The 13,265-nt window shown below is 51.9% G+C and carries 11 protein-coding genes; 3 read left to right on the forward strand and 8 right to left on the reverse strand.

Annotated features, from left to right (window positions below):
* Positions 1 to 339: 339 nt before the first annotated feature.
* The 7 genes from rbsR to NXT09_RS17440 form a co-directional block, all read right to left on the reverse strand.
* Positions 340 to 1,335 carry a ribose operon transcriptional repressor RbsR gene (rbsR, locus tag NXT09_RS17410; RefSeq protein WP_268580705.1) on the reverse strand — a complete coding sequence of 332 codons (996 nt, stop codon included), beginning with the start codon at positions 1,333 to 1,335 and terminating at the stop codon, positions 340 to 342.
* Positions 1,336 to 1,338: 3 nt separating this feature from the next.
* On the reverse strand, positions 1,339 to 2,265 hold the full coding sequence (rbsK, locus tag NXT09_RS17415; protein WP_268580706.1) for a ribokinase: 927 nt from the start codon (positions 2,263 to 2,265) through the stop codon (positions 1,339 to 1,341).
* A gap of 71 nt (positions 2,266 to 2,336) precedes the next feature.
* On the reverse strand, positions 2,337 to 3,224 hold the full coding sequence (gene rbsB / locus NXT09_RS17420) for a ribose ABC transporter substrate-binding protein RbsB (protein ID WP_095993251.1): 888 nt from the start codon (positions 3,222 to 3,224) through the stop codon (positions 2,337 to 2,339).
* A 25-nt stretch (positions 3,225 to 3,249) separates the two neighbouring features.
* Positions 3,250 to 4,218, reverse strand: a complete 969-nt coding sequence (rbsC, locus tag NXT09_RS17425; RefSeq protein WP_010300121.1) for a ribose ABC transporter permease — start codon at positions 4,216 to 4,218, stop codon at positions 3,250 to 3,252.
* Between the two features lie 7 nt (positions 4,219 to 4,225).
* Positions 4,226 to 5,731, reverse strand: coding sequence for a ribose ABC transporter ATP-binding protein RbsA (rbsA, locus tag NXT09_RS17430; RefSeq protein WP_268580707.1), 1,506 nt, complete (start codon positions 5,729 to 5,731; stop codon positions 4,226 to 4,228).
* Between the two features lie 7 nt (positions 5,732 to 5,738).
* Entirely contained in the window at positions 5,739 to 6,158 is a 420-nt protein-coding gene (gene rbsD / locus NXT09_RS17435) for a D-ribose pyranase (RefSeq protein ID WP_010300118.1), read from the reverse strand.
* Between the two features lie 457 nt (positions 6,159 to 6,615).
* Positions 6,616 to 7,011, reverse strand: a complete 396-nt coding sequence (locus tag NXT09_RS17440) for a YgiW/YdeI family stress tolerance OB fold protein (protein WP_240584134.1) — start codon at positions 7,009 to 7,011, stop codon at positions 6,616 to 6,618.
* A 241-nt stretch (positions 7,012 to 7,252) separates the two neighbouring features.
* On the opposite strand from NXT09_RS17440, the gene qseB reads away from it, so the two are divergent.
* Both qseB and qseC read left to right on the forward strand, forming a co-directional pair.
* Entirely contained in the window at positions 7,253 to 7,915 is a 663-nt protein-coding gene (gene qseB, locus NXT09_RS17445; RefSeq protein ID WP_268580708.1) for a quorum sensing response regulator transcription factor QseB, read from the forward strand.
* Positions 7,912 to 9,261: a quorum sensing histidine kinase QseC gene (qseC, locus tag NXT09_RS17450; RefSeq protein ID WP_268580709.1), complete on the forward strand. Its 1,350-nt coding sequence runs from the start codon at positions 7,912 to 7,914 to the stop codon at positions 9,259 to 9,261. Before qseB ends, qseC begins: the two co-directional genes overlap by 4 nt.
* 173 nt (positions 9,262 to 9,434) lie before the next feature.
* Here the strand turns inward: qseC and kup are convergent, their stop codons facing one another.
* Entirely contained in the window at positions 9,435 to 11,303 is a 1,869-nt protein-coding gene (gene kup, locus NXT09_RS17455; RefSeq protein ID WP_268580710.1) for a low affinity potassium transporter Kup, read from the reverse strand.
* Positions 11,304 to 11,760: 457 nt separating this feature from the next.
* Between kup and ravA the strand changes: the two genes are divergently transcribed.
* On the forward strand, positions 11,761 to 13,260 hold the full coding sequence (ravA, locus tag NXT09_RS17460) for an ATPase RavA (RefSeq protein WP_268580711.1): 1,500 nt from the start codon (positions 11,761 to 11,763) through the stop codon (positions 13,258 to 13,260).
* Positions 13,261 to 13,265 lie beyond the last annotated feature (5 nt).

Raw genomic sequence — 13,265 nt, forward strand, 5'->3', positions numbered from 1 at the left:
AGACTTTTTATATCGTTAAGATACGGTCTTGTGAGTGCCCACACAGATTGTCTGATTAAATTGTTAAAGAGCAGTGCCACTTCATCGGTGGCGCGGGCTGCATATACTATGCTTTTCCGCTGTGAAGTCAAGTCATTACTGACCGCCTTCGTTGAATCTTTTTTCCTGTCACCCCAACCGCATGTCGCTGTTGCCGTGTCAGTGGAGGCGCATTATAGGGACTTCTCGGCCACTGACAAGTGCTAAATGCAAAAAAATTACCGAGTGGGGATTTTTTCAGCAAAGCGAATTAAAAGACGCCGTTATGCCGGATTTTTCGCCGCTAATTGAGCGGAAATCTCATCGGACAGACTGGCGTACCATTAATTCCGGCGTCAGCACCAACGCATTTGGCGCGGTATTAGGATGTTCCAGACGATACAAAAGTGTATCCACCGCTAATTCGCCGAGTTCATCCTTCGGTTGGTGAACGGTAGTTAGAGGTGGAGACATATAGCGGGCCAGCTCAATATCATCGTAACCAATAACTGCCATATCTTGCGGAATAGAAAGTCCAGCCTGATAAAGCGCATGGTACACGCCAACGGCCATCGCATCGTTACTGGTGAACACCGCTTCAGGTTTATCTTCCAGCGCTAACAACTGCTGCATAGCGCGATAACCCGCTTCAAATTCAAAATCGCCGAAAATTTCATAATCAGAGGGAATGAATAGCCCAGCGAGCTGCATCGCCTGTCGATAACCTTCTAATCGGTTATAGGCGGTCGTCTTATCTTTCGGACCCGCAATGCAGGCTATCTTTTTATAGCCACGAGAAATGAGGTAATTGGTCGCGATCTCTCCACCGAGCAGAGAGTTATCTTTAATGACGTCCATGACGCCTTCAAAAGGTGCCCAATCCATCATGACCATAGGTATAGAAGGATAGCGGCTCATCATTTCAGGCAAAGGGCGATGGCTTTCGGTGCACATCAGCAGTACGCCGTCGACCCGCTTTTGTAGCAGCGTTTCGAGACTATGGCTCATTCTGTCGCGATCGCCTTCGGTGTTGCACAGAATCAGGCTATAGCCTCGCTCATAACAGCAGCGCTCTACGCCGCGAACCACTTCGGCATAAAACGGGTTATTACTGGCAGTGAGCAACATGCCGATGGTGCGGGTCTGGTTTATTTTCAGACTTCTGGCCAGCGCAGACGGCGCATAGTTGAGATCCTCAACGGCCTTCATCACTTTTTCGCGAATGGCATCGCTGACAAAGCGATTGTTATTAATGACGTGAGATACGGTAGAAGTAGAAACGCCCGCAAGACGGGCGACATCTTTCATGGTGGCCAAAGATCACCCCTGGGTTTGCAAAAATGCGTCGATCTCTTCACGCCACGGGACAGAGGGCTGAGCGCCTCGGCGAGTAACGGCTATCGCAGCTGCCGCATGGGCAAATTTTACTGCGGAGGACATGGGTTTATTTTCCAGCAATGCAGTCACTAACGCGCCATTAAACGTGTCTCCGGCGGCGATAGTATCCACGGCTTTTACACGATAGCCCGGAATTCGCTGCCCCTGACCGTTTTCACTTAACCATACGCCACGGCTACCCAATGTGATGAGAACCGTTTCGATGCCTTTATCATGCAGAACCTGTGCTGCGCGAGCCGCATCGTCTTCCGTCTCAACGGTAATTCCTGTCAGGAACTGTGCTTCGGTTTCATTCGGCGTGATCATATTGACCAGCGATAACAGTTCATCGGGCAGTTCACGGGCAGGGGCGGGGTTAAGAATCACTTTCGTTTGGTGTTCATGCGCCAGTTTAGCGGCCGCAATGACCGTTTCCAACGGCGACTCAAGCTGCATAAGCAATGCTGATGCATCAATAATGTGTTGCTGATGACGATGAAGGTAATCAGGCGTCACAGCAGCATTCGCGCCGGCGTTAATCGCGATCATGTTCTCAGCGTCGGCGTTAACAAAAATCAGCGCAACGCCAGTTGTTTCCCCGGAGATAGCCTCAACGGCGGAAACATCAATATTGTCCTTGGATAGCTGCTGGCAAATACGGGCGCCGATATCATCTTCACCAACGCAGGCAATGAAAGCGATGTCTGCACCGCTTCGACCCGCGGCAACGGCCTGATTGGCACCTTTCCCACCGAAAGCAACGTTATATTGCTCACCGATCACCGTTTCGCCTGGACGGGGAAATTGCTCAAGATTGAGAATATGGTCAGCATTAATACTGCCCAGCACCACCAGCTTACCCGTTTTCATTATGTCGAATCCCGCTACGTTAATAATGCGCCACCACAAACGGGTGGCGCGAGCCCTGCTTTATTCTTTAATTATTTTGCGACCAGCTTCAGGTCAACCGGAATGATGGCCTGCGTTTTTTCGCCTTTCAGCACTTTCGCAGCGGTTTCGATACCGATCACACCGATCTGATCAGGACGCTGAGCAACAGTCGCAGCCAGCTTGCCTGACTCAACAGCCTTCACGCCATCCTGAGTGCCGTCAAAGCCGACAACCAGCACATCTGTTTTGCCTGCGGTTTGCAGTGCACGCAGTGCACCCAACGCCATTTCATCGTTCTGAGCAAATACGGCCTGAACGTCAGGGTGCGCGGTCAGCAGGTTCTGCATCACGTTCAGCCCTTTAGTACGGTCGAAGTCAGCTGGCTGGCTGGCCAGCATGACGAATTTATTTTTCTCAGCAGATTTCATGAAGCCAGCCCCACGCTCGCGCGCGGCAGACGTTCCAGCAATGCCTTCCAGCTGAATCACTTTGGCACCTTCACCCAATTTCTTGGCAAGGAAATCACCGGCAACTTTACCGCCGAAGGCGTTATCAGAAGCCACGTGGCTCACCACTTCACCACTGCTCGCAACGCGGTCCAGTGTAATAACAGGGATTTTGGCCTGGTTAGCCATTTTGATCGCATTACCTACCGCATCAGAATCGGTCGGGTTGATCAGCAGAACTTTGGTTCCACGCACCGTCAAATCCTGAACGTTAGCCAGTTCTTTTGCTGGGTTATTCTGGGAATCCAGCACAATCAGCTCGTAACCCAGTTTGTCAGCTTCTTTCTGCGCACCCTCTTTCATTGAAACAAAGAACGGGTTATTCAGCGTAGAAACCACCAGAGCAACCGTATCTTTGGCCAAGGCATTAGCACTGACAGTCGCGCTCAGCGCAACAGCGGAAACCAGAGTAGCCAGCTTTTTCATATTCATAACTCAATTCCTGTGTGAATGAAGGTTATTTACTGCTTTTGTTATCTACCAGAACCGCCAGCAAAATGACGACTGCTTTAACGATCATTTGGTAGTAAGAAGAAACACCTAATAAATTCAGTCCGTTGTTGAGGAAACCAAGGATAAGCGCGCCGATCAACGTACCAACGATACGCCCTTTTCCTCCAGCCAGACTGGTGCCGCCCAATACTACAGCCGCGATAGCATCCAGCTCATACCCTGTACCCGCCGTCGGCTGTGCAGAGGACAAACGTGCGACTTCGATAATTCCCGCCAGGGCAGACAACAGCCCACACAGGGAATAGACAATAATCTTGACTCTATCAACGCTGATGCCGGACAAACGGGTGGCAGACTCGTTGCCGCCCAGCGCATAGATATAGCGCCCCAGACGCGTATGGTGCAACATGTACCAGGCTGCCGCGAACACGATAGCCATGATCCAGATTGGCGTCGGAATCCCCAGCGGACGACCGATACCAAACCAGCCAAAAGCATCTGCTACGTCGGAAAAGCCGGTATTAACCGGGCTGCCGTTGGTATAGACCATCGTCACACCGCGAAGTAACAGCATCATGACCAACGTGGCAATAAACGCCTGCACTTTGCCTTTGGATACAATGACCCCCGTACCCGCACCAATCAGCGCCCCCAGCGCCAGCGCGCCAAACACCGCCACCAGCGCATTGACTTCAAGCCCGACGATGGAAGCCGCTACGGCACCAGTCAATGCCAGCAGTGAACCCACTGACAAATCGATGCCCGAGGTCAGAATCACCAGCGTCATGCCGACGGCCATGATGGCGTTCACCGACGTCTGCTGGAGAATATTGAACAGGTTGTTCAGGGTAAAAAAGTTAGGGCTCATGGCGGAAACAACCGCAATCAGGATCAGGAGCGCGATCAGCGATTTCTGCTCCAGTAACCACTCTTTGCTGAACCAGCGTTTTGCCGCGATAGATTGAGAACTCATGTCTGACTTACTCCTGCTTTGCGCCGTATTGCTTACCAACGGCCGCGGCCATCAGTGCTTCCTGGGTTGCTTGCTCAATAGGGAAATCACCGCTCAAGCGCCCTTCATGCATCACAATGATGCGATCGCTCATTCCCAAGACTTCGGGCATTTCGGATGACACCAATATGATGCTCAGCCCTTCTTCTTTGAATTGATTGATTAACTGATAAATCTCTTTCTTCGCCCCGACATCGACGCCACGCGTCGGTTCATCGAGGATCAGGACATTTGGGCGCGTCATCAGGCCACGGGCAATCGCCACTTTCTGCTGATTACCGCCGGAAAGCAGGCCGATAGGCTGCTCCATCGAAGGCGTTTTCACGTTGAACAGGCGAATAAAGTCGGCAACCGTCAGTTGCTCTTCGGCGTGTTTCAGACGACCACCCGCATGGCTGAAATAGCGCAGCGCGGTTAAGGACATGTTTTCTTTTACCGACATGCCCAGCACCAGACCATCGCGTTTACGATCTTCTGATATGTAAACGATGCCGTTCGCCAGGCCATCCTGCGGTTTACGGGTCACTACGTCACGGCCATCCAGCGTCACATTACCGCCAGTTCGCGGCAGCGCACCGTAGAGAATCTTCATCAGTTCGGTACGGCCCGCGCCCATCAGCCCTGCGACGCCCAGAATTTCGCCTTTCCGCACCGTAAAGCTGACGCTGTCGACGCCCGGCCCTGACAGGTTCTGCACCTTAAGGCGAACCTCTCCCGGCACTTTATTCGAACGCGGGTACTGATCTTCCAGCTTACGACCCACCATCATTTCAATCAGCGTATCTTCCTCTAAGTCACTGACCGGACGCTCGCCGATAAACTGACCATCGCGGAACACGGTAATGTCATCGCAGATTTCAAAGATTTCTTTCAGGCGGTGGGAAATATAGACAATGCCGCATCCCTGAGATTGCAGCTCTTTGATCACGCTGAATAACGAAGCGGTTTCAGTATCTGTCAGGGCATCGGTCGGTTCATCCATGATGATGACTTTCGATTCAAAGCTCAGCACCTTGGCAATTTCTACCATTTGCTGATCGCCAATCGATAAATCCCCAACCATACGGCGGCTGTCATAGCGCAGATTAAGACGCTTCAGCAGCTTATCGGCTTCCGCATACATCTTGTTCCAGTCGATACGACCGAACCGGTTGGTAAATTCACGACCAAGGAAGATATTCTCGGCAATCGTGAGTTGGGGTATCAGGTTAAGTTCCTGATGGATAATGCCGATACCTGCTTCCTGGGATGCTTTCGGTCCGTTGAAATCCACCTCTTGTCCAAGAAAATGGATGCTGCCGGCATCTTTACGATAGATCCCGGTCAGGACTTTCATCATGGTGGACTTGCCCGCACCGTTCTCGCCCACCAGCGCCATCACTTTTCCCGGACAGACATTGAGTGCCGCACCGGAAAGCGCTTTAACGCCGGGAAAAGATTTCGTGATGCCTTGCAGTTGCAGTAAAGGTTGCATTGATGCCTCAGAACGTTACGCCAGCACAAAGGATGACATTGGCATACGGAGAGCACTCTCCGCTGCGAATGATGGCCCGGCTTTTGCCGCTTTGGGTTTTAAATTCTTCATGGCTGACATAGTGCAATGCAATTGAGTTTCCCTGATGTTGTTCAAGTTGCTTCAATTGATCGAGTAATGCGTCATGGACGGCGGGGTTCTTTTCAATAATCTCTTCCGCCAGAATAGCGGCCTCGACCTGCATTTCGCTGGTGACAACGCTAACCACCTGCAAGAACGTCGGAACGTTATGCGTCAACGCCAGATCGATACGGGTCGTCGTTTCAGGAATCGGTAAACCGGCATCACCAATCACAAGACTATCGGTATGCCCCAGTCGAGAAATCACGGAAGAAATATCTGAATTCAATAATGCTGCTTTTTTCATCTTCTCACCCCACCAGCGAAACGTTTCGCTAATAACATTCTAGAAAAAGAAGCAAGAAAGGCAATGAAGAGATAAAAAAAATGTGATCACCATCGAAACGTTTCGCTAACAAAAAAAGAAAGGAAACGATAGGTCATTATAGACCCTAAATAATTCGAGTTTCAGGCAGGCGGCGAGTGAGGGACAAATTCGTCGGGAACGAATTTGTCCAGCCAGCGGCTGGCCTTCGGTGAGAGACAGGATGTCTCTCATTTCATCCCGATGAGCTTACTCAAGTAATTGACTCTGGTGACAAATCTTCCGGGATCAGATTTGAACGCTGCTTGCAGCGGCCCTTCAGGGCGAGTATTTGAATGAAGCCAACGCACATGCAACGTGAAGAATGACGGATATAGGAGATTGATAAATAGAGAAATGGCGGGCAACAGCCCGCCAATAGGGAACACAGGATAATGCGTTAGAGTTTACGAATCTGCTTCACATCCACCCCGACAGCGTTGAATTCTTTATCCAACTCGCCTGAGATTTCCACTTTATCGGTGGGTGAAATCATCTGGCCATTCCAACGCTTGTGATCGATCTCGACTTCCATCGTGCCCGTTGAATCGCGGAACAGGTAGTTTTCATCGCCGAGTCGTTTTTCAATATTCCCTCTCAGCGTCACCCAGCTGTCATCACGCAAATCTTTAGCTTTATCTACCGTGGTGAGGGAACTCTGCGAATCGACGAATCCCCCTTGATGGGTACCAACGGCTGGTGTTTCTGGATTGACAAAACCACCGCCACTTTGTGCAGCAAATGCTGGTGCAGAAACCAGAGCGGTAATGGCGAGTAACGCAGCTGCTTTTTTCATATTTACCTTCCTTATTTGCCTGTCGTTTCGCAGTCAACCTGCGGGAGTAATCGGTCTTCGATAAGGATTAAAGCAAACCATTCTTAACAGAATCTTAAGGAACCAACTTTCGCATTGTTGTTTTTTTATATTGCCGGATATTGCCCAGTTTCAGTGATTTGACCTGTACACACCGCCTCTCTATTTCGTATAAAACCGGAAAAGGCATAAGTGCAACAGTAGCATTCCCTGTGAGACAGCCATGAGAATATTGTTAATCGAAGACGATCGCCTGATTGGCGACGGCCTGAAAGCTGGGTTGAACAAACTGGGCTTTAATATCGACTGGTTTACGGAAGGTAAAGCAGGTGCCACAGCATTGAAGGCAGCACCCTATGATGCGGTGGTGCTCGACCTCAGCCTGCCGGGCATGGACGGGATGGATATTCTGCGCCAGTGGCGTCAGGCTGGGCATGACGAACCGGTACTGATTCTGACCGCCCGAGATGCACTGGAACAACGGGTGGAAGGGTTACAGCGAGGTGCCGATGATTATTTATGTAAGCCCTTTGCGCTGACAGAAGTGGCTGCTCGCCTGCAGGCGCTGATTCGCCGTCGTCATGGTCAACTTCAACCGACATTAACGCACGGCGCGGTTTCCCTTGAACCGGGATCGCGGAGCGTGACGCTTAACAACGAACCGCTGATACTAAAATCTCGCGAACTGGCGTTACTGGAACTGTTCTTGCTCAATCAGAACCGTGTACTCACGCGTACTCAGTTGGAAGAAAAGCTCTACGGATGGGACGATGATGTCTCCAGCAATGCGGTAGAAGTGCATATCCACCACCTGCGTAAAAAGCTGGGCAGCGGGTTTATCCGAACCGTGCATGGCGTTGGCTATATTCTGGGAGAGGCGCCATGAACCGACTCAGCCTGCGCTTACGCCTGATTGCGGGTTTTACTCTGCTGACATTGATCTGCTGGGGCGTAGCCAGTCTGCTTTCGTGGTATCAAACACGCCATAATATCAATGAGTTATTTGATACCCAGCAAATGCTGTTTGCCAAACACCTGGCCACCATGAACCCTGATGAGTTGCGAATCCAGTCAGTTTCTCTGCCCAAAACCAAAAGTCTGGTACATAAAGACCGAGGCAAGCAGGAAGAGGATGCGCTGGCCTTCGCTATTTTTACCCGCGACGGGAAAATGGTGCTGAATGATGGCGAGAACGGCAAGGATTTCATTTTTGACTATACGCGCAACGGCTTTACTGACGGCAAACTACGCGATGACAACGACGCCTGGCGCATCGTCTGGCTAACAACGGCAGATAATCGCTATGTGATTGCTGTCGGGCAGGAGTGGGAATATCGTCAGGACATGACGCTGGATATTGTAAAAACCAACCTGATGCCCTGGCTGTTCGCCCTGCCGATCATGCTGGCGCTGCTGTTCTGGCTGGTCACGCGTGAGCTCTCGCCGCTAAAACGCATCACCGCCGAGCTTCAGCGGCGTTCACCCGATGAAAGCACACCGCTGGCGACACAGCACATCCCGCAAGAAGTTCGCCCGTTGGTCAACGCGTTAAACCATCTGTTTTCCCGCATCAGCGACATGCTGGTGCGGGAACGCCGTTTTACCTCCGATGCGGCTCACGAATTACGTAGCCCGCTGGCAGCGTTGAAAGTCCAAACCGAAGTCGCACAGCTGGCGCATGATGATGAAGCCATGCGGCACCATGCGCTGGTCAATCTGGATAAAGGCATCGAACGGGCTACACGGCTGGTGGATCAGCTCCTGACGTTATCGCGGCTGGATGCCGAATCGTCCCCTGAAGGGATGCAGCCCGTCCAGTTCAATGAACTATTACAACAGGCGGTGATCGCGCATTACCACTCGGCGCAAACCGCAGGTATCGAGCTGACGCTGGATTTACCGGATACTCCGGTTATCCGGCAGGGTCACCCGCTGTTGCTGACTCTGCTGGTACGCAATCTGCTGGATAATGCTATTCGCTACAGCCATGAAGGGGGGACAGTAAGCCTGACGCTGACAGCGCGCGGCTTTCAGGTTGCCGATAACGGACCGGGCATTAGCGAGGAGGCGCAGGCAAGAATTGGCGAACGCTTTTATCGCCCGCCGGGGCAGGAGAAATCCGGCAGCGGTCTTGGGATTTCCATCGTCAATAACATCGCCAAACTGCACCACATGCGGGTCACGTTCACCAACCAGCCCCAAGGCGGGCTGGTTGTCGCCATAAATTGGTAAAGGTCATTCTCTCTACAGTTAACACACTGACAGTAACATGCCCCCAACCAACAGCGACTCGTTGTTGGTTGTTAGGGAAACACGGGGATGAGGTTCCCGCAGGGACGCATCGCCCCGTGGTCGACCGTGTATCTCGATCTTATCCCAACATAACGCCCTAATAGTGGGTTCACTTAAATCTCAACCTGTATCCCTAGCTCAATCAGCCTGTTCGGCGGTATTTCAAACTGATCTGCCGCTCTCAGCGCATTACGGCTGAGCATCATGAATAGCTTACCGCGCAAGCGTAGATACCACGGGCGCTCGCCGATAATCAGCGATTCATTGGACATAAAGAAAGACGTTTCCATCATTTGGCAGGTTAACCCATCCTGCCAGCAGCGCTGAAAGACCTCTTCCACATCTGGCGTCTCACGCCAGCCATAGTTGGCAATCACGCGCCAGAAAGTCGGCGAAAGCTGTTCAACCGTCACTCGACGCGCGTTCAGCACATAGGGCGCATCCTCTGTTCGCATGGTCAACAGCACCACGCGCTCGTGCAGGATCTTATTGTGCTTAAGGTTATGCAGCAGCGCGAACGGAATCACACGAGTCGCGCGCGAGAAATACACGGCGGTCCCCGGCACGCGCGTCGGCGGCGTTTTCTCCAGCGAGGCAATCATGGCATCCAGCGAGTTACCATGCTCATGCAACCGACGCAGCAGCCTGAAGCGCTCGCTTTTCCACGTCGTCATAATGATAAACATCACCATACCCAGCGCCAGCGGCAGCCAGCCGCCGGAGAGGATCTTGACCACGTTTGCCAAAAACATCGGCACGTCAATAATCAGCAAGCCCGCCAGTAAAACCCACGCCAGATAGCGATTCCAGAGCCAATTTTTCACCGCCACCGTACAGAACAGAATGCTGGTAATCACCATCGTACCCGTTACCGCAATCCCGTAAGCCGCCGCCAGATTGCTTGAATGCTCAAAGCTGACAATCACGATAACGACGGCGATATACAGCATCCAGTTAATGGCGGGGATATAAATCTGACCGGATTCCATATCTGACGTGTGTACGATACGCATCGGCGGCAAGTAGCCCAGCCGCACCGCCTGACGCGTCAGGGAGAAAACGCCGGAAATCACTGCCTGTGAGGCAATGATTGTCGCCAGCGTGGCCAATATCATCAGTGGAATCAGCGCCCAATCTGGCGCCAGCAGGAAGAAGGGGTTCTTGATCGCCTCCGGGTTCTTCAACAGCAGCGCACCCTGGCCGAAGTAATTTAATATCAGTGACGGCAGCACCACCGTAAACCAAGCCAGACGAATCGGGAATTTACCGAAGTGACCCATATCGGCATACAGAGCCTCGACCCCGGTAATCGCCAGCACCACCGCCCCCAGCGCGAAGAACGACACCGCTTTATATTCGATAAAGAAGCGCACGGCATACATCGGGTTCAACGCCTGCAAGACTTCGGGGTTAGCAATAATGCTGCGCGCGCCCAGTACGCCAAGCGTCAAAAACCAGATCAGCATCACGGGCGCAAACAGCTTGCCGACGCTACCCGTACCGTGTTTTTGAATGATAAACAGTAATGTCAGAACGACAATCGAGAGTGGAACGATATAGCTGTCCATCGACGGCGCGGCGATTTCCAGCCCTTCCATCGCCGACATCACCGAGATGGCTGGCGTGATGACCACTTCCCCATAGAAGAAGCTGCCGCCAATCAACCCCATGATGACCAGCACGGACGTCATGCGATCGGAGGTATTGCGCCCAGCTAGCGACATTAATGTGAGAATCCCGCCTTCGCCTGCGTTATCGGCACGCATCACATAGGTCAGATATTTCAGCGAAACAACGAGGACCAACAGCCAAAAGATCAGTGAAAGAAAGCCAAAAACCGAATCAGGTTCGACCCCAAAACCAAACTGCCCTGATAAACATTCCCTTAGCGTATAAAGAGGGCTGGTTCCTATATCTCCATAAACCACCCCGATGGCCGCCAGCGTGACAGCCGGAAGCGAACGTTTATGTTCTGAGCTCATATCTATCTTCTGTTGTTAATCAGTCCGCGAAGCGCGTCATCCACAGCAACTCGTCCAAGAGCGCACAGTATGCACAAATCAGGGTAAAAACCCATTTTTATTGTGCGGCCACCTCTACCCCTAAATAATTCGAGTTGCAGGAAGGCGGCAAGCGAGGGAGACCCGATGAGCTTACTCAAGTAAGTGATTCGGGTGAGTGAACGCAGCCAACACACCTGCAGCTTGAAGTATGACGGGTGTATACGAAACATCCTGTAAAAGGTGGTTTATTGCTTACTTACCCCGTTAGGGTGAATAATCCGTAAAAGTATTCTAATAAAAAACTGTGATCTGCCGTTTATTATTACTATTGTCTTTCTGAAAGTAGGGTTTTTCTGAGACACCGCTTTCAGTAGAGCAACCAGATTCAAAAATAAACGATTTCGGTGCATCACATCATGGGACTAACGGATTAATTATGCGTCAAACTGCGGCATTGGCTGAAAGAATTTCTCGTCTCAGTCATGCGCTAGAACACGGGCTCTACGAAAGACAGCACACCATTCGTCTCTGTCTGCTGGCAGCGCTAAGCGGGGAAAGTGTTTTCCTGCTGGGGCCGCCAGGTATAGCCAAAAGTATGATCGCCCGGCGTCTTAAATTCGCTTTTCGTCATGCGAACGCGTTCGAGTACCTGATGACTCGCTTTTCCACCCCGGAAGAGGTATTCGGTCCCCTTTCCATTCAGGCGTTAAAAGACGAAGGGCGCTATCAGCGTCTGACAGCCGGCTATCTGCCGGAAGCTGAAATCGTGTTTCTGGATGAGATCTGGAAAGCGGGCCCCGCCATTTTGAACACCCTGCTGACGGCCATTAACGAGCGGCGTTTCCGTAATGGCAACAGCGAAGACACCATCCCGATGCGCCTGCTGGTCGCCGCGTCGAATGAACTGCCGGAAGCGGATGGCGGTCTGGAAGCGCTCTACGACCGAATGCTCATCCGTCTGTGGCTCGATCGCGTGCAGGAAAAACAGAATTTCCGTGCACTGCTCGTGAATAACAGCAGCGAACGCGATAACCCCGTTCCGCCCGCTCTCAGCGTCAGCGATGAAGAATATCAACAGTGGCAGAAAGATATTGAGCACGTCACGTTGCCAGAAGTCGGTTTCGAACTGATTTACACACTGCGTCAACAGCTCGATGCGCTGGAAAATGCGCCTTACATTTCCGATCGACGCTGGAAAAAAGCCCTGCGCCTGCTTCAGGCCAGCGCGTTTTTCTGCGGACGGGATGCCATTACACCAATTGATATCATTCTGCTGAAAGACTGTCTCTGGCATGACCAAAGCACGTTAACGCTCATCGAGCACCAGCTTGAATTACTGATTACCGAGCACGCCTACCAGCAGAAAAGCCTACTGTTCCGCTTACAACAGGTGAACACCCGACGTCAGCAATACCAGCGTGAACAAAGCGAATTACAGGCATTTTCGGTGGAAAAACAGGGGCACTTCCTCGGCCGCAAATTCCACTACACCTTGCCTGACACGATCGCCGCTGAAACGCTGGATCTGGTGCTGCAACGCCCGCTGATCCTGCACGATATTGAAGTCAACCACCTGATCATTGAGAAGCATGCTTTGCAAGGCTGGCTGCAAAAAGGGGGAGAAATCCGGGGCAAGCTCAACGGCATCGGCTTCACGCAACGTCTCGATCTGCTGGTGGACGAACGCCAACATCTGACGGTTCGTGATATCAGCCTGCAATCCTCTATTCTCTCTCTGCCGGAAAAGCGCGACTGTGCGCTTCCTGCCGACATTATCGATGAGTATGAAAAGCTGAACATGCAGTTGCGCGAACAGCGCCGCTTATTCAGCCAGCATCAGCCTTGCCTGTTCGTCCCCAGTGAGTGGTTGGCCAAAATAGAAGCCAGCCTGCAACAGGTCGCCGAGCAGATCCAGCAATCAGAGCAACAGGACTAACGCCC

Source organism: Pectobacterium jejuense (assembly GCF_026800125.1).
Lineage (GTDB): Bacteria > Pseudomonadota > Gammaproteobacteria > Enterobacterales > Enterobacteriaceae > Pectobacterium > Pectobacterium jejuense.

Excerpts from the sequence above, each read along its gene's own strand:
- NXT09_RS17440 (WP_240584134.1), bottom strand. The coding sequence starts at position 7,011 with ATGAAAAAAGCAGCTGCGTTACTCGCCATTACCGCTCTGGTTTCTGCA.
- ravA (WP_268580711.1), top strand. The coding sequence starts at position 11,761 with ATGCGTCAAACTGCGGCATTGGCTGAAAGAATTTCTCGTCTCAGTCAT.
- rbsC (WP_010300121.1), bottom strand. The coding sequence starts at position 4,218 with ATGAGTTCTCAATCTATCGCGGCAAAACGCTGGTTCAGCAAAGAGTGG.
- rbsB (WP_095993251.1), bottom strand. The coding sequence starts at position 3,224 with ATGAATATGAAAAAGCTGGCTACTCTGGTTTCCGCTGTTGCGCTGAGC.
- qseC (WP_268580709.1), top strand. The coding sequence starts at position 7,912 with ATGAACCGACTCAGCCTGCGCTTACGCCTGATTGCGGGTTTTACTCTG.
- rbsA (WP_268580707.1), bottom strand. The coding sequence starts at position 5,731 with ATGCAACCTTTACTGCAACTGCAAGGCATCACGAAATCTTTTCCCGGC.
- rbsD (WP_010300118.1), bottom strand. The coding sequence starts at position 6,158 with ATGAAAAAAGCAGCATTATTGAATTCAGATATTTCTTCCGTGATTTCT.
- rbsK (WP_268580706.1), bottom strand. The coding sequence starts at position 2,265 with ATGAAAACGGGTAAGCTGGTGGTGCTGGGCAGTATTAATGCTGACCAT.
- qseB (WP_268580708.1), top strand. The coding sequence starts at position 7,253 with ATGAGAATATTGTTAATCGAAGACGATCGCCTGATTGGCGACGGCCTG.
- kup (WP_268580710.1), bottom strand. The coding sequence starts at position 11,303 with ATGAGCTCAGAACATAAACGTTCGCTTCCGGCTGTCACGCTGGCGGCC.